Source organism: Sphingobacterium sp. UDSM-2020 (assembly GCF_016132525.1).
Classification (GTDB): Bacteria; Bacteroidota; Bacteroidia; order Sphingobacteriales; family Sphingobacteriaceae; genus Sphingobacterium; species Sphingobacterium anhuiense.
This window is the reverse complement of record NZ_CP066166.1, coordinates 3,953,658-3,972,919: the sequence shown is the minus strand read 5'-3', so window position 1 is coordinate 3,972,919 and position 19,262 is coordinate 3,953,658. Positions and strand designations below refer to the sequence as shown.

General features: G+C 37.5%; 17 protein-coding genes and 2 tRNA genes. 7 read left to right on the top strand and 12 right to left on the bottom strand.

Annotated features, from left to right (window positions below):
- Nucleotides 1-5 precede the first annotated feature (5 nt).
- Nucleotides 6-78: transfer RNA gene (locus JAZ75_RS16680), tRNA-Thr, on the bottom strand.
- A 23-nt stretch (nt 79-101) separates the two neighbouring features.
- Nucleotides 102-174 (bottom strand) — tRNA-Thr (locus tag JAZ75_RS16675).
- A 280-nt stretch (nt 175-454) separates the two neighbouring features.
- Between JAZ75_RS16675 and clpB the strand changes: the two genes are divergently transcribed.
- Nucleotides 455-3,058, top strand: coding sequence for an ATP-dependent chaperone ClpB (clpB, locus tag JAZ75_RS16670; RefSeq protein WP_208696782.1), 2,604 nt, complete (start codon nt 455-457; stop codon nt 3,056-3,058).
- A gap of 146 nt (nt 3,059-3,204) precedes the next feature.
- Here the strand turns inward: clpB and JAZ75_RS16665 are convergent, their stop codons facing one another.
- Together JAZ75_RS16665 and JAZ75_RS16660 are read right to left on the bottom strand one after the other, a co-directional pair.
- Entirely contained in the window at nt 3,205-3,819 is a 615-nt protein-coding gene (locus JAZ75_RS16665; protein ID WP_021189931.1) for a hypothetical protein, read from the bottom strand.
- Between the two features lie 94 nt (nt 3,820-3,913).
- On the bottom strand, nt 3,914-5,824 hold the full coding sequence (locus JAZ75_RS16660) for an AAA domain-containing protein (protein ID WP_208696780.1): 1,911 nt from the start codon (nt 5,822-5,824) through the stop codon (nt 3,914-3,916).
- A gap of 91 nt (nt 5,825-5,915) precedes the next feature.
- Between JAZ75_RS16660 and JAZ75_RS16655 the strand changes: the two genes are divergently transcribed.
- The 5 genes from JAZ75_RS16655 to JAZ75_RS16635 all read left to right on the top strand — a co-directional run bounded on the left by JAZ75_RS16655 (nt 5,916) and on the right by JAZ75_RS16635 (nt 10,815).
- Entirely contained in the window at nt 5,916-6,881 is a 966-nt protein-coding gene (locus JAZ75_RS16655) for a TIGR01777 family oxidoreductase (protein ID WP_208696778.1), read from the top strand.
- 158 nt (nt 6,882-7,039) lie between these two features.
- Entirely contained in the window at nt 7,040-8,059 is a 1,020-nt protein-coding gene (locus tag JAZ75_RS16650; protein WP_208696776.1) for a methionine ABC transporter ATP-binding protein, read from the top strand.
- Complete coding sequence (metI, locus tag JAZ75_RS16645; protein ID WP_132772716.1) at nt 8,052-8,705, top strand: methionine ABC transporter permease MetI; 654 nt, start codon at nt 8,052-8,054, stop codon at nt 8,703-8,705. Before JAZ75_RS16650 ends, metI begins: the two co-directional genes overlap by 8 nt.
- An 18-nt stretch (nt 8,706-8,723) precedes the next feature.
- Nucleotides 8,724-9,530, top strand: coding sequence for a methionine ABC transporter substrate-binding lipoprotein MetQ (gene metQ / locus JAZ75_RS16640; protein ID WP_208696774.1), 807 nt, complete (start codon nt 8,724-8,726; stop codon nt 9,528-9,530).
- 94 nt (nt 9,531-9,624) lie between these two features.
- Nucleotides 9,625-10,815 (top strand): MFS transporter, encoded by a 1,191-nt coding sequence (locus JAZ75_RS16635; protein WP_208696772.1) that lies wholly within the window; start codon nt 9,625-9,627, stop codon nt 10,813-10,815.
- A 67-nt stretch (nt 10,816-10,882) separates the two neighbouring features.
- On the opposite strand, the gene JAZ75_RS16630 is transcribed toward JAZ75_RS16635, so the two are convergent.
- From JAZ75_RS16630 to JAZ75_RS16600, 7 genes are all read right to left on the bottom strand, one after another.
- A complete protein-coding gene (locus JAZ75_RS16630; RefSeq protein WP_208696771.1) occupies nt 10,883-11,830 on the bottom strand; it encodes an MBL fold metallo-hydrolase in 948 nt (315 codons plus the stop codon).
- Between the two features lie 6 nt (nt 11,831-11,836).
- Nucleotides 11,837-12,418: a dephospho-CoA kinase gene (gene coaE / locus JAZ75_RS16625; protein ID WP_031287811.1), complete on the bottom strand. Its 582-nt coding sequence runs from the start codon at nt 12,416-12,418 to the stop codon at nt 11,837-11,839.
- 1 nt (nt 12,419) lies between these two features.
- Nucleotides 12,420-13,370 (bottom strand): hypothetical protein, encoded by a 951-nt coding sequence (locus JAZ75_RS16620; protein WP_132772709.1) that lies wholly within the window; start codon nt 13,368-13,370, stop codon nt 12,420-12,422.
- Between the two features lie 120 nt (nt 13,371-13,490).
- Nucleotides 13,491-13,802 (bottom strand): preprotein translocase subunit YajC, encoded by a 312-nt coding sequence (gene yajC, locus JAZ75_RS16615; protein WP_021189218.1) that lies wholly within the window; start codon nt 13,800-13,802, stop codon nt 13,491-13,493.
- Between the two features lie 21 nt (nt 13,803-13,823).
- Nucleotides 13,824-14,291 carry a DUF1573 domain-containing protein gene (locus JAZ75_RS16610; RefSeq protein WP_021189219.1) on the bottom strand — a complete coding sequence of 156 codons (468 nt, stop codon included), beginning with the start codon at nt 14,289-14,291 and terminating at the stop codon, nt 13,824-13,826.
- A 10-nt stretch (nt 14,292-14,301) separates the two neighbouring features.
- The gene (gene nusB, locus JAZ75_RS16605; RefSeq protein WP_021189220.1) at nt 14,302-15,249 is read right to left on the bottom strand and encodes a transcription antitermination factor NusB; all 948 of its coding nucleotides are present in this window, start codon (nt 15,247-15,249) and stop codon (nt 14,302-14,304) included.
- A 56-nt stretch (nt 15,250-15,305) separates the two neighbouring features.
- Complete coding sequence (locus JAZ75_RS16600) at nt 15,306-16,379, bottom strand: Glu/Leu/Phe/Val family dehydrogenase (RefSeq protein WP_031287814.1); 1,074 nt, start codon at nt 16,377-16,379, stop codon at nt 15,306-15,308.
- Nucleotides 16,380-16,551: 172 nt separating this feature from the next.
- On the opposite strand from JAZ75_RS16600, the gene JAZ75_RS16595 reads away from it, so the two are divergent.
- Nucleotides 16,552-18,327, top strand: coding sequence for an ABC transporter ATP-binding protein (locus tag JAZ75_RS16595; RefSeq protein ID WP_208696769.1), 1,776 nt, complete (start codon nt 16,552-16,554; stop codon nt 18,325-18,327).
- A 143-nt stretch (nt 18,328-18,470) separates the two neighbouring features.
- Here the strand turns inward: JAZ75_RS16595 and JAZ75_RS16590 are convergent, their stop codons facing one another.
- A complete protein-coding gene (locus tag JAZ75_RS16590) occupies nt 18,471-19,262 on the bottom strand; it encodes a zinc-dependent peptidase (protein ID WP_168127468.1) in 792 nt (263 codons plus the stop codon).

Sequence of the window (19,262 nt, the reverse complement as noted above, 5' to 3'; positions counted from 1 at the left end):
TTTTGAGCCTCCTATCGGAATCGAACCAATGACCTACTGATTACAAGTCAGTTGCTCTACCAGCTGAGCTAAGGAGGCATCATGTGTGAAAGTTAAAAAAGAGCCTCTTATCGGAATCGAACCAATGACCTACTGATTACAAGTCAGTTGCTCTACCAGCTGAGCTAAAGAGGCTTTTTTAAATAACCCTTTCGAATTATGATGGTGCAAATATCGAAACCTTTGACAACAAAATCAAACTTTCCTGGCATTTTTTTTCATATTTTTAATAATTTTCTGAAAATCAAGCCATTTATTTTCAATTCAAATCGGAACCCATCGCGGCAAAACACATAAACATGAAATTTTGTCATTTCACAATAAAAATACAAGACATTTTTTCCGAAAAAAGAATAAAAACAGATATGGCATTTTGATTGTTATCCAATTATCAAATCAAAAAGCAAATAAAACCATGAATTTCAATAACTATACAATTAAAGCACAAGAGGCGATTCAAAAAGCTTCGGAGATTGCCACAGGCAATCAACAGCAGGCTATTGAGACCGCACATATACTTAAAGCCTTGCTAACAGTTGATGAAAATGTAATCAGTCATCTGTTAAAAAAATTAAATGTAAATATCCCTTACTTAAGTGGAGAACTGGATAAGCAAATTCAGGCATTCCCGAAAGTCAGCGGCACAAATGTCTATTTGAGTAACACCTCAAATTCGGCCTTGCAAAAAGCGCAAAGCTACTTGAAGGAGTTTAATGATGAGTTTGTATCTGTAGAGCATCTACTTCTAGGTATTCTAAATGCAGGCGATAAAACATCTAGTCTACTGAAGGATCAAGGTGTAAATGAAAAGGATCTTAAATTAGCGATCAAAGAACTACGTGGCAACACAAGAGTGACGGATCAAAATGCCGAAGCTACCTACAATGCTTTGGGAAAATACGCCCGTAATCTAAACGAGTTTGTTGAATCGGGAAAATTAGATCCTGTGATAGGCCGTGATGAAGAAATTCGTCGCGTGATGCAAATCTTATCCCGTAGAACTAAGAATAACCCCATCTTGGTGGGGGAACCAGGGGTTGGTAAAACCGCTATTGCCGAAGGTATTGCACACCGCATCATCAATGGTGATGTGCCCGAGAATTTGAAATCAAAAATCGTATTCTCTTTGGACATGGGGGCTTTAATAGCCGGTGCAAAATACAAAGGTGAGTTTGAAGAAAGATTAAAAGCTGTTGTCAAAGAGGTTGCAGACAGTAACGGTGAAATCATCCTGTTTATCGATGAGATCCACACCTTAGTTGGTGCTGGTGGTGGTGAGGGTGCAATGGATGCAGCCAATATCTTAAAACCGGCGTTAGCACGTGGAGAACTTCGTGCTATTGGTGCAACAACATTGAACGAGTATCAAAAATACTTTGAAAAGGATAAAGCATTGGAACGTCGTTTTCAAAAAGTAATGGTTGACGAACCAACTACTCAAGATGCAATTTCAATCCTGCGCGGATTAAAAGAACGTTACGAAACGCACCATAAAGTGCGCATTCTTGACGAAGCAATCATTGCCGCTGTCGAATTGTCAACCCGCTACATCTCGGATCGTTTCTTACCAGATAAAGCGATTGACCTAATGGATGAAGCGGCTTCAAAATTACGTCTTGAAATGGACTCTGTTCCTGAAGCTGTAGATGAACTGAACCGCCGTATTATGCAACTCGAAATTGAACGGGAGGCAATAAAGCGTGAGCATGATGAAAAGAAAGTCAGTGAACTTTCTGAAACGATCGCTAATCTATCTGCCGAACGCGATTCTTTACGTGCATCCTGGCAGTCAGAAAAAACGTTGGTGGACAGTGTCAACCAGGAGATTGAAAATATAGAAAATTATAAGCAGGAAGCTGATCAGGCGGAACGTGCAGGCGATTATGGAAAGGTAGCTGAGATTCGCTACGGCCGTATCAAAGATGCGCAGGATAAGGTTGAAAAATTAAAAGCAGAATTAGCTGAAAAGCAAGATAGCAAACGGATGTTAAAAGAGGAAGTGACTTCTGAAGACATTGCTGATGTGGTATCTAAATGGACCGGTATTCCTGTAAATAAGATGATCCAGTCTGAGCGCGATAAGCTTCTTTCTCTAGAAGAGGAATTACATAAACGGGTTGCCGGACAGGAAGAGGCGATTGAAGCGATTTCTGATGCTATCCGCCGTTCAAGAGCGGGACTTAGTGATGCTAAGCGTCCCATTGGTTCTTTCATCTTTTTGGGAACTACCGGTGTGGGTAAAACGGAGTTAGCAAAAGCACTAGCTGAGTTCTTATTTGATGATGAACATGCGCTTGTCCGAATCGATATGTCCGAGTACCAAGAGCGTCACGCAGTGTCCCGACTTATCGGAGCGCCTCCAGGATATGTAGGTTATGAAGAAGGTGGACAATTGACTGAAGCTGTTCGCCGCCGTCCATATTCTGTCGTACTTTTGGATGAAATTGAAAAAGCACACCCTGATGTGTTCAACATTTTACTGCAAGTACTCGACGATGGTCACTTAACAGATAACAAAGGTAGAACGGTGAATTTCAAAAACACGATCATCATCATGACTTCCAATACCGGATCGCATATCATTCAAGAGAATTTCTCGCAGTTGAATGATCATAACAGAGATGAGGTTATTGCAAAAACAAGAGGTGAAGTGTTTGAGCTTTTACAAAAATCAATTCGCCCAGAGTTCCTGAACCGTATTGATGAAATCATCATGTTCACACCTCTAAGCAGAAATGAAATTGCAAGCATCGTACGGATGCAATTTAGCCATATTCAAAAACAATTGGCTGAGCAAAATATCTTCATCACTGCTTCGGATGATGCTATGGATTGGCTAGCGCAATTAGGATATGATCCGATCTATGGTGCAAGGCCATTGAAACGTGTTATGCAAAAACGCATCCTGAATGAACTTTCGAAAGAAATCCTTTCAGGAAAAGTAAATAAAGATGCGGTAATCCAATTGGATGTATTTGATGGTCAATTTGTCTTCTTGAATAAAAATGAGGTTGAATAAAGGTCAAAGCACCTTTTAAAATTAAAAAAGTGGCTACTCGCAAGAGTTAGCCACTTTTTTATATTTTAAAGAATAGTTGAAAACAATTTTCATTTATCCTTAACGCTGAACATGATTTTAGTTCATCAGAAAGTCATGGATAAGCCTTACTTTTTCCAGACAGTTCTTGTTGTATTTGAACTTTTATATATCGTGTAAGTAAAGTATGCGAAACCAGAAAACAATACTATAGCTAATGCAGCACTGCCCATAAAACCCAACTGCTCTGCAATAGCAGCTAAAACACTTTTGAAACCCGATCGGTTACCACTCGTATCAGGCACTTCGCCATTTTCTAATTCCCTTGCCATCATCACCAGCGAAAAACCGAAAAAAGCAATTGCAATTGTATAAAGCAAATTACGTATCCAGGTTTTGTCTTTTATAACTTCTACTGTTTCTCTAAGCCCTGATTGCTCTTCAATTGCCTGAATGGCTTCTTTCAATTGGGCTTTATTCTCAAAGTCTGCAACTACAGCTTGATAATCTTTTGGATCTAATACATCAATATCAAGCAATGGTGGCTGATTATCAAAAAGTGGTACAGCTCTTTTTATTTGACTAAAAGGGATGAAAATAATATGTTCTTCTGATTCTTCAGAATTATTTAAATATGCTGTTAAAGATGCTTCTGGCAATTCCGCTTCGGCGAAGTAAAATCCAGTTGCTGTCATCCAACGCGTTTTAAAAACTAATTCTTTATTTTGATAATACTTATCCATAATTTTTTCAGTAAAAATTCGTCAAGTTGCTAAAATAGCAGATTAATTCAATACATCTGCTACTAATTTCCGTTAGAATTTCATGTTATATTAACTATTCGCCCAAATCCCACTCCCAAACACTATGGTAGCTTTGCATGGTATCTACATATTTAATAAAATTATCATAAAACTCATGCTTACCCACAGTGGCACTATCCCCCACCACAATGAGCTTTTTCTTTGCCCTTGTCATAGCAACATTCATCCTACGCACATCGGAAAGGAAACCGATTGCCTGCTGATCATTGCTCCTTGTTAAACTGATATATATGATATCTTTTTCCTGCCCCTGAAAACTATCGATAGTGTTAATTTGGATATGATGACGAAAGGGAGCAATCTGCTCATCATTTACTAATAATTCATTTAGCACTGTCGCTTGTCTCCGGTAAGGAGTAATAACTGCAATCGCCGGAAAATCACTTTCATCATAAACCTGTTCAAAAGATACCAATGATTGTTTCAAATGATTGATAACAAAACGAGCCTCCCCTACATTAAATGTTGCTGTACCATCCTGTTCTTCCTCAAAACCCGCCCCTGCAGTGTCAATAAAAACAACAGGTTCCGAATCTTCTTTGAGCGCCCAATGCTGTACATGATCTCCTGCAATGAGATGATCATCATATAGTGCCGTAGAAGGGTACTGCATAATCTTTTCATTCATCCGATACTGAACGTTTAATAAAGAAACATGTTCAGGATAACGTTTTACTAATTTTTCAAACAACGTATGATAAAGACCGATATTCATCTGGGCATTTGACTTCACCGTGGGAGGAAGCTGACAATGATCACCTGCAAGCACCACCTTATTTGCTTTTAGAATCGGAATCCAACAAGCGGGTTCTAAAGCCTGTGCTGCCTCATCGATAATAACAACCTGATATACTCTATTTCTGACTGCGTACTGATTGGATCCGACTAAAGTAGCAGTAACAACCTGTGCTTTATCCAGAATATCTGCGACAATAAAATCTTGTATATCGCCAATTTCTTTCCCTATTTTTCTTGCTTCATCAAAAAGTGCTTTACGCTGTTCCCGTTCAGATCTTCCAAAACTTCGTTTATACTTCTGAGCCATTTCGGTGTAAGCCCGTGCTTTTTTCTTGAGCAACTTGACTTCCTTGTTTGCCGGATGCTGATCCACTTGGGCATCAAGTGCTAATTCTTGTAAATGTTCTGAAATTTTGACGGGATTTCCAATACGTGTCACTAACACTCCTGCGGCATCTAATCGTTCGGTCAAAACATCAACTGCCGTATTACTCGGTGCCACAATTAAAATTTGCTTATTTTCCTTTTTCAGTAGGGCTTGTACTGCTTTGACCAAAGTTGTCGTTTTTCCTGTACCGGGAGGGCCATGTATAATGGAAATCGGATTCTCACTTAGAATATGAACTATGGCTTCATTTTGACTCTGATTTAAAGTACCGTTATCGTAATTAATTTCTTTTTTATATCCCTTTAACTCCTCCTCACCTATTATCTCGCGGATCAGTCTTCCTTCATTTAAATCTAAACGCAGTTCTTTGGCTTTCCTTAATGCTTCATGCATTTCTTTATATGAATTTTCATCAAATAAAAGATCCACCCCAAGTTTACCTCTTCTCGTCCAGTCAGGCAGTTCATCGACCCGCAATGCAATTTTCATTGTATCTCTATTCACAAAAGAAATCAGTCCTTCTGCCCGATCGACCAGGGGATCATGATTCGAGAAAAGAGCGACCGGCATACCAAAGCGAAAACGATGTTCATCCTCCTGGTTATTTGTTTTGGATAATGTAATGGTCAGATAATCACCACGCCCCATCTCTTCACCTTTAATCTGAATCGGAAACCAGGTCACACCTTTTAACTTTCTTTCATTCAAGCTTGACTTTAGCAAAAGGGTTTCATATTGCTCACGATCAAAGTCTTGTTCTATATTCAAGAGCGTTTTAAGCTCATCAAAATAATTCATATTTTAAAATCCTACTCTATTATATACAGCAAAATAACCATTTTTTAATTTGAATAAGGGTGGAATATGATAAATAAAAATTAAATTGGCTATGAGAAACGATCACATTATTTATAAGCTTAAAGATCTTGGAACTATGGAAACAGTCATTCTAGCAGGAGGTACAGGAACTATTGGTCGACATTTAACAAAATTGCTTGTTAGCGAAGGGTTTCATGTCATTATATTCAGTCGAAACCCCAGCGCAAATAAAGACAGCAATCATATTGAACATTTACACTGGGATCCAGATACTAAACGTATAAACAATGATGCGATAAAAAGGGCAGATTATATTATCAATCTTGCCGGAGCTGGCATTGCTGACAAGCGATGGACGAAGAAGCGTCGTCAAGAACTGATCTCCAGCCGGGTTAATAGTGGTAATTTAATCGCAGAAGCGCTACAGCAACTTCCTAACAAAATTAAAGCTGTCATTTCAACATCGGCAGTTGGCTGGTATGGAGCAGACAAAAAACCCGGACATGCTTTTACTGAAAATGAAGAACAGGGTACGGATTTTTTAAGCTGGACCTGCAAGCTATGGGAAGACAGTGTAAAACCTGTTGAATTATTGCATAAAAGAGTTGTCATTTTCAGGTTAGGCGTAGTTTTCAGTAAAGATGAGGGTGCTTTAAAAGAATTGACCAAATCATTAAAGTTTAAAAGTGCAACTTACTTAGGTTCGGGAAAACAAAAAATGAGCTGGATCCACATCGATGATTTGTGCAAGTTGTATTTAACAGCCATACGTAACAATGAAATAGTAGGAATTTACAATGCTGTATCCTCAGAAGTACTGGCACAAAAAATAATAATCGATCGTATCGCTAAACAAAAAGTAGGTTCAATCTACCTACCGATTTACGTACCTGCTTTTCTTTTAAAATTTGCTCTTGGACAAATGGGCGAAGAAGTTTTGCTGACAAGTACAACAGCGAGCAACCAAAAAATAATTGATACAGGCTTTAATTTTAAATACCCATTTCTAACTGAAGAATGCATCAAAACCCTGTAATGTGAATATAAGTATTGTGATTTAGGGCTACTTTTGATACATTTGCGCTAAAATATAGTAATATGCCTTTGTTTAATATGGCCATTACTGAATATCCATTAGCCTTTCAGGACATGTTTGAAAGGTTTTTTTGTAAGATTAGTTTTTACTATACATAAATGATAGAATTAATTAACATTTCCAAGACATTTGCAGTAAAAAATAAGTTTACGAAAGCATTGGATCAAGTAACACTTGCTATTCCAAAAGGTCAAATATTTGGTGTTATAGGTAGCTCAGGTGCAGGAAAAAGCACATTAATCCGATGCGTCAATTTATTGGAAAAACCCGACGAGGGACAAATTTTGATTCACGGTGTCGACCTGATGAAATTATCCAATCAGGATTTAATTCAGCATCGACGCAAGATCGGTATGATCTTTCAACATTTCAATTTACTTTCCTCCCGTACGGTATATCAGAATATCGCTTTTCCGCTGGAACTGACCGGCACTTCGAAAAATGATATTCAGCTAAAGGTAATGGAGCTACTGGCTTTGGTAGGACTGGAAGACAAAGCACATGACTATCCTGCAAGTTTATCTGGCGGTCAAAAACAGCGTGTTGCTATTGCTAGAGCCCTCGCAAGTGATCCTGAGATTTTGTTATGTGATGAAGCAACCAGTGCTTTGGACCCTGCTACAACCAAATCTATTTTGCAGTTGCTAAAAGCAATCAATAAAAAATTAAATTTAACCATCTTACTGATTACACATGAGATGGAAGTCATTAAGATCATTTGTGATCAAGTTGCTGTCATTGATGGCGGAAAATTAATCGAAACTGGCACAGTGGAACAGATCTTCACATCACCTAAGCAGACATTAACAAAGCACTTCATTCAATCGTCACTTCATGCCGAATTACCGACAATCTATCAAGAGCGTCTGAAAGATAGTGGAAATCCCATCGTCCAGATTTATCTTGCAGAACATTTTAATCAAACTTCTGTTATCAAGCATCTGCATGAGCAATATGCAATTGATGTGGCTATTATCAGTGCGCAGATTGATTATGTAGGTTCAATCAAATTCGGCATACTTAATCTGGAACTTATTGGTGATGCTGATAATATCAGCAACAGTCTCCACTATTTAAAATCAAATTACTCACAAATAGAAATCATAGGATATGTCTGATACAGTTATTGATTTATTGATAAAAGGTACTATCGAAACTATCGTCATGACTTTTCTGTCTGGCTTTTTTGGTTTTCTGATTGGCCTCCCTACTGGTATTTTTCTTTTTTTAACACGAAGAAACCAATTACATGAAAATAAATATATTCATCAATTACTTGCCATACTGGTCAATATATTTCGATCCATACCTTTTATTATCCTGATCGTTTGGATGATACCTTTTACCAGGCAGCTTGTAGGCACTTCTATTGGTGTTACTGCAGCTTTGGTACCTTTAAGTTTCGCTGCCGCACCTTTCATTGCCAGGTTAGTTGAAAACAGTCTATTAGAAATTCCGCATGGTCTAATTGAAGCTGCGCGTGCCATGGGAGCCACTACATTACAGATAATATACAAAGTTTTACTCCCCGAATCTCTACCATCACTCGTTAATAATCTGACAATTACATTGATTACCTTAGTCGGTTATTCAGCTATGGGCGGAGCAGTAGGTGCAGGTGGACTTGGACAGATTGGATACCAATATGGTTATATCGGTTATGATACTTTTATTATGAATGCTGTATTAATTTTACTAATTTTAATTGTATTTATTCTTCAATTTACAGGAGATTACCTGTCTAAAAAAGCTAATCATCGTTAACATCTATTTTAAAAAACTATGAGATTACATTCTAAAATTTGCGTTGTAGCATTGGCTCTATTTGGCTTAACAGCTTGTAACGGAAAAAAAACAGATTCAAAAGTCCTTAAAGTAGGAATTGTCGCCGGTCCAGAGCAAGACATTGCTGAAGAGGCAAAAAAGGTGGCAAAAGAAAAATTTAATCTTGACGTCGAGCTTGTAACTTTTAACGATTATGTAGTCCCTAATGAAGCGTTGAACCAAGGTGATATTGATGTTAATTCATTTCAGCACCTTCCTTATCTTCAAGAACAATCGAGACAGCGCGGATATAAATTAGCCGCAGTCGCCAATACCTTTGTCTTTCCTATAGTTGCTTATTCTAAAAAAATAAAGTCAATCAATGAATTACAGCCAGGAGCAACTATTGTCATTCCTAATGACCCAACGAATGGGGGCAGATCGCTGTTGTTACTTCAAAAAGAAGGATTAATAAAATTAAAAGATGATGTAGGCCTTCTGCCAAAAAAGACAGATATCATAGAAAATCCGAAGAGATTAAATATTATGGAGCTTGAAGCTCCCCAATTACCACGGGTTTTAGATGACAAAGAGGTTATCATTGCTATTATTAACAATACTTTTGCTGCTCAGGCTGGTTTAGACCCTGAAAATGAAGGTTTATTTGCTGAAGACAAAGAATCACCTTATGTGAATCTAATTGTATCGCGAGAGGATAATAGAAATGATGAGCGTATCAAACAATTTATAGAAGCTTATCAATCACCGGAAGTAGAAGCCATCGCTAAAAAAGTTTTCAAAGGCGGAGCGATCAAAGGGTGGTAATCAACTTTAATTGATTAACGATAAAAGCCAATATTCTGATGCAGAATATTAGCTTTTATTTTTTTATCCCCTTTAGGTTTGCTTCCTTTGCAGCATGTTATCCAAATCTTTACAAAAAGCGGCGCAGGACTACCGCTTTCAGATTGCTAGCTATGCCATTCTAACCTTCTACGGTTACTTCACCATTGGTCTTTCGTTAGCAGTCCTTCCTATATTCATCCATGAAACTTTGGGATTCAATACCATAATCGCTGGTGCAGTAATTGGCTCACAATATATTATGACCTTTTTTATGCGTGCTTATGCCGGGACAATTGTGGATAAAAATGGGCCTAAGCCTGCTATCATCATCAGTATGATCTGCTTTATCCTTACAGGGATACTTTTATGGGCTGCATTCTCCAATAGCTCATCTCCGCTTCTTGCTTTAAGTTTGTTGGCTGTCTCCCGATTACTTACTGGCTGTGGAGAAGGAATGGTCGGTGCCAGTCCGATCAACTGGGCAATCTTACGTGTTGGAGAACAACATACCAGTACCGCAATTTCATACAACGGAATCTTCAATTACAGCTCAATGGCCATAGGAGCTCCGCTAGGCGTCTTAATGTCGTTGCACCTAGGCAATTGGTCTATCGCACTTTTAACTACCTTGGTCGGGCTTATTGGTCTTATTACAACCATTAATAAAAAAGCACTGTATGCTATATCGAAAGAGGTTCGGAATTCGTTTGTTTCGGTTCTCAAATCTGTTGCTCCTTTTGGGACAGGACTCGCATTGGCGGGTATAGGTTTTGGAACGATATCAACCTTCATTACCCTGTACTATAATTATAAAGGTTGGGAGAATGCTGCAATTTGTATCACCTGCTTCAGTACAATGTTTGTTTTAGGTCGATTTGTCCTCACGGGAAGCATTAATAAAATTGGAGGCGTCAAAATAGCCCTCTACTCCATGTTGATCGAAAGTGTTGGTTTATTATTAATCTCCTTTGCCCCTACACCTTTTGTAACCATCATCGGTGCGGCTATTACAGGATTGGGATTTTCAATGGTTTTTCCAGCGTTAGGAGTAGAAGCTGTAAAAAGTGCTTCGAGCGCAAACAAAGGTGCGGCCTTGGGCGCATATGGTTTGTTTATTGATATTTCACTAGGCATCTCCGGTCCACTTGTAGGATTGGTGGCAAAGCAATTTGGCATGAATTATATATTTCCTTTTAGTTTAATTCTCGTATTATCTGGAGTTGTTGTCTGCATTTTTCTACAAAAATCAAAAAGAAATTCTTAGCAAAATTTTAGCATTTATATAAATAAAATTTTTATATAAATGCTATTAAATAGTTGACAATAAGATATTAATAAATATCACGAACATCGAGATTACCTTCAAAATGCTGTTTTAATATTCGGCCATCTCCATGCAGTGTCCAGACCTCCTGTGGTTTTACCGCTTGAATAAAATACAAAATGTCATTCCAGTCCACATGATCGGATATGAAGAGCGAAAGATCATTATGTTGCTGCAACCTCTTCCATCCGGATGCAAAAGCACGGACAACGTTGGTGGCACGAATATAACTATTGAATGTCATAGGTGGTACCATATAAACCTTATTAGGTTCGCCCACTTTCATCTCCCGTCGATTATACTGCTCGTACACCAGCTTTTTACGCCCCAGATCATCATAAATACGGTGAAGTGGCAGTATCCCGTGATGAACCAGTACTCTTCGATCAGGGCAATGTTTATTAATCAGATCGGTCAACCGCTGTGCCTTCCCAAGTGCATATGTTCCTAAGAGAATATTAAAAGGTTGCTCGTTTAGTTTTTTTATTTCCGCAATGGGATCAGGATGGATAACATCTGGATCGGCAAAAGTACATTCTGTAATCAGTACATCTGCTTGTACAATCTCTATAGGCTCGCAGGTTTCATCTTCCTGCAATTTGTAATCTCCAGTATATAGATACCTCACCCCCTTGTACTCCATCAAAATTTGAGCAGAACCTAAAATATGTCCTGCAGGAATAAAGGTTAATTCAACTTGGCCAATGTGAAAACTACTTTTAAAATCTATTTTTCGGTAGCTTAATAGTGGCTGCTGCGCATAGCGATAATGCATAATAGCGCCTGTAACAGCTGTGCAGTAAATAATACCGTGACCGGGTCTTGCATGATCTCCATGACCGTGAGAGACAACATCTACCGGAACGGGTAACATTGCGTCAATATAGAAGTCACCATATTGACAATAATATCCTTCTGGTCTTCGAACCAGAAAGTCTGATAATATATTTAACATAAAAATTTATTTCTGAAATTGATGGTGCAATGCCATCACTTGTGGAATTATTGGGGTAATGCCGTCATTGATAATGACAAAATCCGCTAATTTAGTCTTTTCTTCGTCAGACATCTGATTATTCATCCGCGCAAGGACTTGCTCTCTAGTAACCTGATCGCGCTCCATTACTCTAGCAATGCGTATTTCTATCGGAGCTGTAACCAAAATACTGTAATCAACTTTTTTATAAGAGCCGCTTTCAAACAAGATAGATGCTTCTTTTAACGAATATGGAGCTGTCTGTGCATCAGCCCAATCCTCCGCTGCCTGAATGACTGCCGGATGAACGATGCGATTTAATTGCGCAAGCTTAGCAGCATCGTTAAAAACCTGAGCTGCGAGAAACGCTCGGTTTAACACGCCATTACTGTAGGCTTCATCACCGAATTCCTGCATCACTGCCAATCGCACTTGATCACTCTTATTCATGATCAATTTTGCTTCTAGATCCGCATTGTAAACGGGAATACCTAAAACCTTAAAAACATGGCATATGATTGTTTTTCCTGAACCAATACCGCCAGCTATTCCTACTTTTATTCCCATATTACTTCCGTACAAAAAAATCAACATTCTGAGGTTCTATTCTCAGAACAGAACAAAAATCAGGAACTTTAGTCAAAATAACTGGTAAATATTTGACTTTTGCTTCTTCCCAATCATTGATATCAACAACTGCTTCAAAATCCCGGGCAGTATAATTATTATAATCTTTTACAGACATCAGAACCGTAATTGCAACCTTACTAGGCATCGTTCTTACCGACTTAAAATGTGTGTTATTTTCAACCTTTAAAGGTAGTTCTATAATTTTCTCCGTCAATTCGCCTACTGGCATCAGTACTTCAACTGAAGTTGGATACACATTGATGTTCGCCCTTTGATTCTTATTAAGATAGGCTACTGTTCTTAAATCTGTTGATACATCTTTTCCTCTGATTGTATCTGTTTCCCAATATTCAATGTTCGCCACATCCTCATAAGGACCAGAAATTGTCACATATTTGGGATTCACGAGCGTCTCCCCTATAAAACCATATTGCTTTCTAAATTGAATATCTGCCATTGCTTTTACAGGCACTTTACGCTGTGTCTGTTTTGAAAAATCAAAATAAAGGGTATCAGGACTTACGGAAACCACTAGCTGTTCATGTGGGAACTGACGATTAATGAAACCGATCTGATTGGAGAAAACGATCCAATTTTTATTTTTTAAACCGCTGATATCAACATGCACCGTCGGAATTTGCGATTTTACTTTTGAAAACAACACCTGCCAGCCGGTCATCTTTAACTTAATATTGACAGTATCCGATTGTTGCGGATGAAAAGCACGCTTTTCTGGCAAATTTACATATTCAATTCCTGCCTTAACAGTAATAACATATTCATTTGAGATGGAAAATAACAGCCAGGCAAATAAAGAAATAAGAACACACCGCGTGAATGTGATTAATTTCCTTTTTTGTGATTTACTGATACGAATAATATTTGCCATACTACAAACTTAAACATTTTGTATTTCATATCCTGATGAAATATAGGGCAATTTGAATGTGATTAAATAAGAAGGCCGATCTTATTTTAGTAAGATCGGCCTTCTGGAATTTCTGTTGTGTTATGCTTTTGCATTCAATGCCTTAGAAGCATCTAAAGCTACTGCTGATTTGTCAAAACGAATTTTAACACCAGAACCCACATCAACTAAAAACGTTGTTTCTGAAACTTCAACAATACGACCATGAATACCCGCATTTGTTACAATTTGAGAATTAACACCTAATTCTTCAATGTATTTCTTATGATCTTTTTGTTTCTTCATCTGAGGTCTAATCATAAAGAAATAAAAAACAACCACGATAAGAATCATCGGTAAAAAGCTCATTAAACTACTTCCTGAGCCCGCTGCCTGTAAAAAAACTGTGTTCATATGTATCTTTGTTATATTTTATTATTTAGCTGCCAATACTTCACCTTTCAGCTGAACTGTCGTCAACCCATTTGAAGCATTAGAGTGTATGGTAATAATTTTCTGCTGCTTACCCACCTGACCCTCACTTTTGAAAGTGACCTTTATATCTGAGGTCTTACCTGGAAGAACTGGACTTTTTGAAAACTCAGGTTGTGTACATCCACAAGAAGCTCTAACTTCTGAAATAATTAAAGGTGCATTTCCTGTATTTTTCAGCGTAAAAGTATGTGTAACCTCAGCTCCCTCTTTGATCTGTCCAAAGTCAAATGCAGGCTCTGCAAATTCGATAGTACCGATTGCACCAGCTGCAGCTTCTGTATTTACAGATGTATCTGCTGTTGCATTTACGGAATCTGAACTTGTATTTTCGCTCTTGTTACTGGTACCACATGAACTTAAAGTCCAGATACCGAATGCTAAAAGCAGTGAATAGTTCATTTTTTTCATATCAATATTTTTAATTATTCAATCCACGACCTTGTTTTTGAATACGGCCATCTTGATTTAAATCACTTAAAATTTTATCTAAAATACCATTAATAAAGGTATTACTCTTCAGTGTACTGAATACTTTTGAGATTTCAATATACTCATTAATTGTAACCTTTACCGGAATAGAAGGGAAATTCACCAATTCGCAAATAGCCATGCGCATTAATAAAGTATCGATTAATGCAATACGATCTGATTCCCAATTTTTTGTTTTCTCGGTAATCATTTTTTGATATTCATTTGTATATCGGATTGTTTTTGCAATCAGATTTAAGATGAAATCTTTATCATCGTACCAGTTCTGCGTAAGCTCTGCCAGTTTATTTTGTCTCGGTTCTTCTGAACTGAAGTTTTTAAATGTTTTGGCAATTAATGCTTGTAAAACTTCCTTATCGACCGTCCAGTTGATAAACTTCTCTTCAAAAACCTGTTCAATAACAGGGGACTTTAAAATAATTTTTTTGAAGATAAACTTAATAATATCTTTTTCCACTGCAATCGAACGATCTGATGACTGCATATAATATGCATAATCTTCAGAATGCTTCAATTGAGCGAATACTGTACGAACGATTTCAGGATCAAAGTTCCAAGAAACACCGTATTTCTTTACTCCTTCTGCGTACTGCGGATTTTGTCTTAAAGACTCGATAAAAGTATTGCTACTTAGTTTGGTGTTGTGCGATAAATCTTTTTCTGTTGGCAAAAACTTATTTGCACGACCTTCTGCATCTATCAATGCATAATCGGCCACTTCATCCAGGAGATTTAAAGTCCAAATGTACATTTCGTACACTTCATCCACATTTTGCAATAATGCCTTTTCAAAGGCTTTGATATCTTTATCTTCAGATAAACTGTACGCATAAAGCGTCTGCACTACTTTGACCCTTAGGTGTCTTCTATTTAACATAGTATTTTAAAGAACGATTTGTATGTAAGAACGATTGTTTTGTTTGTTTGTTTTCTCTATCTTTTGAGTTTTCGAATGTCAAAGATACGTTTTTCTGCGATTTGATTAGCAGCTTGGAACGAAGAAATATTTTCTTGTTTTGATTTTTGTAATACTTCGCGTGTTGCGTTGTATATATTTTTAATGACAAACTCGGTATGATCAGCGCCATAGCCCTGTATTTCGGAATAACAACTAACCAATGCTCCTGCATTAATTAAATAGTCCGGTGCATATAAAATACCTCTTTCATGCAGGATGTTGCTCGTAACCAATTCATCCTTCAATTGGTTATTTGCTGCACCAGCAATAATTTTACATTGCATTTTTGCGGCAGTTTCAGGATTAACTGTCCCCCCTAATGCACAAGGTGCATAAACATCACAGTCAAAATCAAAAACTTTATCGAAAGCAATGGTTTCAACTTTGTATTTTGCTGCTGTTTTCAACATCCGGTCTTCCGTAATATCACTTACATATACGCGCGAATTTTCATCACGTAACATTTCGATCAAACGCTCACCAACACTTCCTATACCATGCACGATAACTTTACGTCCCGCTAAACTGTCTGAACCGTATAGTTCTTTTAAGGAAGCTTTAATACCATAGAGTACGCCTTGTGCCGCAAAGACTGAAGTATCACCCCCGCCATTGATCGCTTTAGGCAAGCCTGCCACATGTGAAGTTTCTGTAAAAATATGTTCCAAATCGCGTTGACCGATACCTACATCGATCGAAGCGATGAAATTACCATTTAGGCCCTCAATAAATTGTCCTAAGCGTCTCAGCAAAACCTCAGATTTATCTATACGATGATTACCGATGATCACGGCACTACCACCACCTAGATTAAGGCCCGTGATTGCTGATTTGTAAGTTATTGCTCTAGAAAGACGAAGAGCATCTTCGATAGCTTCTTCTGTACTGGAATATGGCAACATGCGGACACCGCCTATTGCTGGACCTAATGTAGTGTCATGAATCGCAACTATTGCTTTCAAACCAACTACTTCATCATTACAAAAAAACAAATTCTGGTGACCAAATTGTCCCAATAATTCGAAAATTGGAGTTTGAGATGCTGACATAAAATTCTGCTTCAAGTTTTATTTATGGTAATTTGGGAACAAAAGTAGAAAATATATTTCACACTAAATTTTTCTTTCAAAATAAATACAAAACTTATGAACTGTTTGTGACAGTATAAGTTCGTAAAATAGAAAATTAAATGCCGAATAAGTTTTACATTTGTAATATCATATGAAAGAGTTAGCTTATTTAAATAAATATTTTTACAAATATCGCTGGAAGCTTGTTCCTGGGGTAATTTTTGTTATAATTTCCAATTATTTCGGTATCCTTCCTGCAAAAGTAATTCGAGAAGCTTTTGATCTGGTACAAGAGAATATCTATTTATATAAACTCTACCACGGATTTGAAAGACAAGAATTGATCTATAAAGTTTTTGGATCTAGTTTGCTATTTTTCGGTGGGGTAGTTTTATTACTGTCTCTGCTACGTGGTATTTTCTTGTTTATGATGCGCCAGACAATCATTCTGACATCTCGCCATATTGAGTATGATTTAAAAAATGAAATCTACAGACATTACCAAAAGCTAGATTTTGCTTTTTTTAGAAGAAATAATACGGGAGATCTTATGAGTAGGGCTACGGAAGATGTCAACCAGGTCAGAAATTACCTCGGCCCTGCTATTATGTATGCCATCAATACCGTTGTCTTATCGATCATGGTGATTTATGCTATGTATGATGTTAATGCTCGTCTAGCGACATATGCACTTATCCCTATCCCTATTCTTTCTGCTGTTATTTTATTTGTGAATAAAATCATCAATAAAAGAAGTGAGAAAATTCAAAAGCAACTGGCACGTTTAGCGTCTTTTGTTCAAGAAAACTTTGCAGGTATCAGAGTCATTAAAACGTACAACAGAGAAAAATATAAAATGGATTCTTTTGAAGAAGAGAGTACCATCTATCGGAATACGGCTTTATCACTTGTCAAAGTACAAGCAGTCTTCTTTCCGCTAATTCTATTATTAATTGGTTTAAGTACCATAATAACCATTTATGTGGGTGGTTTGGAAGTTGCAAAAGGTACCATCACTGCGGGAAATATTGCTGAATTTATCATTTATGTCAACCAGTTGACTTTCCCTGCAATGTCTTTAGCTTGGGTAACTTCACTGGTACAGCGTGCCTCAGCATCGCAAAAACGGATCAACGAATTCTTAAATACCGAGTCACCTATTATTAACGGCGAAATTAAAAAAGTACTTACAGGAGATCTGAAGGTTGAAAACATTTCATTCACCTATCCTGAAACGGGGATTCAAGCGATCAAGGATTTATCGTTTCACATTCCTGCAGGGAAAACACTGGCGATCATTGGTAAAACTGGATCGGGTAAATCGACTTTAGCGAATTTACTACTTCGTATGTTTGATATCGACAAAGGGGATATCAAATATGACGACACCGCTATCACAAAACTAGATTTTCAGGATCTAAGGCAACAAACAGGCTTTGTGCCACAGGAGGTTTTTCTATTTTCAGATACGATCAGTAACAATATCGCATTTGGTCTAGACCACTTTACACAGGAACAAGTTGAGCAGGCAGCGAAAGATGCCGCAGTCTATGAAAATATAATGGGATTTGATCAAGGTTTTGAAACTTCGGTTGGGGAACGTGGAATCACGCTTTCTGGAGGACAAAAGCAACGTGTCTCGATCGCGCGGGCTTTAATTAAAGAACCTAAGATCTTGATTTTTGATGACTGTCTGTCTGCCGTAGATACCAAAACGGAAGAACAGATATTGACTTCCCTAAGCCGTATTATGAAAGGAAAGACATGTGTGTTTATCGCGCATCGTGTATCGACAATCAAAAATGCCGATAAAATCATTGTGTTGGATCAGGGAAGAATTGCGGAAGAAGGTTCTCATGATGAACTTATGAACTTAAAAGGACAATATTTTGAACTACATGAAAAACAACTTTTAGAAGCGATATAGGTTTTAATAAAGAACGCTTAATAAAACAATAAAAAAAGCTCTTCATCATATGGAAGAGCTTTTTTGTTTCAAGTCTATTCTTTACTTAAGAGATAACCATACATATTGAATAGTAGTCCCCTAACAACAATCAGGTAACATGATTAAGCAGGACTCAGGTCTTGCTGAAATGCCATACTTAATGCTTTGTAAAGCTCAGGATGATGATTTTTAAGCCGTTCTGGGTTCTCAAAAAAGTATTCGGAAGCAACGGCAAAAAACTCCGCCCGATTTGTAATGCCATACGGATTGATATCAGATTTACCTTCTTGAATTTTTAAAATTTCTTTACGAATCATTTCTAACCAGGCTAGACTATACGTATGATCTATCAAAAACTGCGGCAATCCATCAACTTCACCATCCGTTTTATCCAACAGGTGGACAAACTCATGAATGGCTGTGTTTTGGCCGTCCTTTGTATTTGAGAAACCAGCTTCAAGAGCCTCTTTTGATAAAATCATCTGACCGTTCATGGACCCCTCGCCTACCATTCCTAAAATATTGCGCCCCTGACTGCCTTCGAACTGGTAATCTTGATTAAAAGTATTGGGATAAAGCAGTACAGTTGTTAAATTTGTATATTTCCAATTTTTAAAAGCGAAAACAGGTATTATAGCACTTGCCGCTACTAACATATAATCTTTTAAAGAAACCTCAACACCAATTCCTTCTACAGATACATGATCTAAAAAATGTAAGCAGCGCTTTTCAAATTCAATTTTATCCGCTTCGTTCAAATTTCGATAGTACTGTACTTCTTTCAAAAGAATATCTTTTCCCTCTTTACTCAGAACGCGCCTGATGGCTTTGCTATTTTTCTCCGTTTTATTTAAAAGGTAATACACCAGATATATAACAGCAGGCACCAGAATAACAATAAACAATTTCTCCAT

Bases quoted from the DNA above. Each gene is read 5' to 3' on its own strand.
- JAZ75_RS16620 (WP_132772709.1), bottom strand. From the start codon at position 13,370: ATGGCAAATATTATTCGTATCAGTAAATCACAAAAAAGGAAATTAATC.
- metQ (WP_208696774.1), top strand. From the start codon at position 8,724: ATGAGATTACATTCTAAAATTTGCGTTGTAGCATTGGCTCTATTTGGC.
- JAZ75_RS16595 (WP_208696769.1), top strand. From the start codon at position 16,552: ATGAAAGAGTTAGCTTATTTAAATAAATATTTTTACAAATATCGCTGG.
- coaE (WP_031287811.1), bottom strand. From the start codon at position 12,418: ATGGGAATAAAAGTAGGAATAGCTGGCGGTATTGGTTCAGGAAAAACA.
- JAZ75_RS16635 (WP_208696772.1), top strand. From the start codon at position 9,625: ATGTTATCCAAATCTTTACAAAAAGCGGCGCAGGACTACCGCTTTCAG.
- JAZ75_RS16610 (WP_021189219.1), bottom strand. From the start codon at position 14,291: ATGAAAAAAATGAACTATTCACTGCTTTTAGCATTCGGTATCTGGACT.
- metI (WP_132772716.1), top strand. From the start codon at position 8,052: ATGTCTGATACAGTTATTGATTTATTGATAAAAGGTACTATCGAAACT.
- JAZ75_RS16655 (WP_208696778.1), top strand. From the start codon at position 5,916: ATGAGAAACGATCACATTATTTATAAGCTTAAAGATCTTGGAACTATG.
- nusB (WP_021189220.1), bottom strand. From the start codon at position 15,249: ATGTTAAATAGAAGACACCTAAGGGTCAAAGTAGTGCAGACGCTTTAT.
- JAZ75_RS16630 (WP_208696771.1), bottom strand. From the start codon at position 11,830: ATGTTAAATATATTATCAGACTTTCTGGTTCGAAGACCAGAAGGATAT.
- JAZ75_RS16650 (WP_208696776.1), top strand. From the start codon at position 7,040: ATGATAGAATTAATTAACATTTCCAAGACATTTGCAGTAAAAAATAAG.
- JAZ75_RS16665 (WP_021189931.1), bottom strand. From the start codon at position 3,819: ATGGATAAGTATTATCAAAATAAAGAATTAGTTTTTAAAACGCGTTGG.
- yajC (WP_021189218.1), bottom strand. From the start codon at position 13,802: ATGAACACAGTTTTTTTACAGGCAGCGGGCTCAGGAAGTAGTTTAATG.
- clpB (WP_208696782.1), top strand. From the start codon at position 455: ATGAATTTCAATAACTATACAATTAAAGCACAAGAGGCGATTCAAAAA.
- JAZ75_RS16600 (WP_031287814.1), bottom strand. From the start codon at position 16,379: ATGTCAGCATCTCAAACTCCAATTTTCGAATTATTGGGACAATTTGGT.
- JAZ75_RS16660 (WP_208696780.1), bottom strand. From the start codon at position 5,824: ATGAATTATTTTGATGAGCTTAAAACGCTCTTGAATATAGAACAAGAC.
- JAZ75_RS16590 (WP_168127468.1), bottom strand. From the start codon at position 19,262: ATGGAGAAATTGTTTATTGTTATTCTGGTGCCTGCTGTTATATATCTG.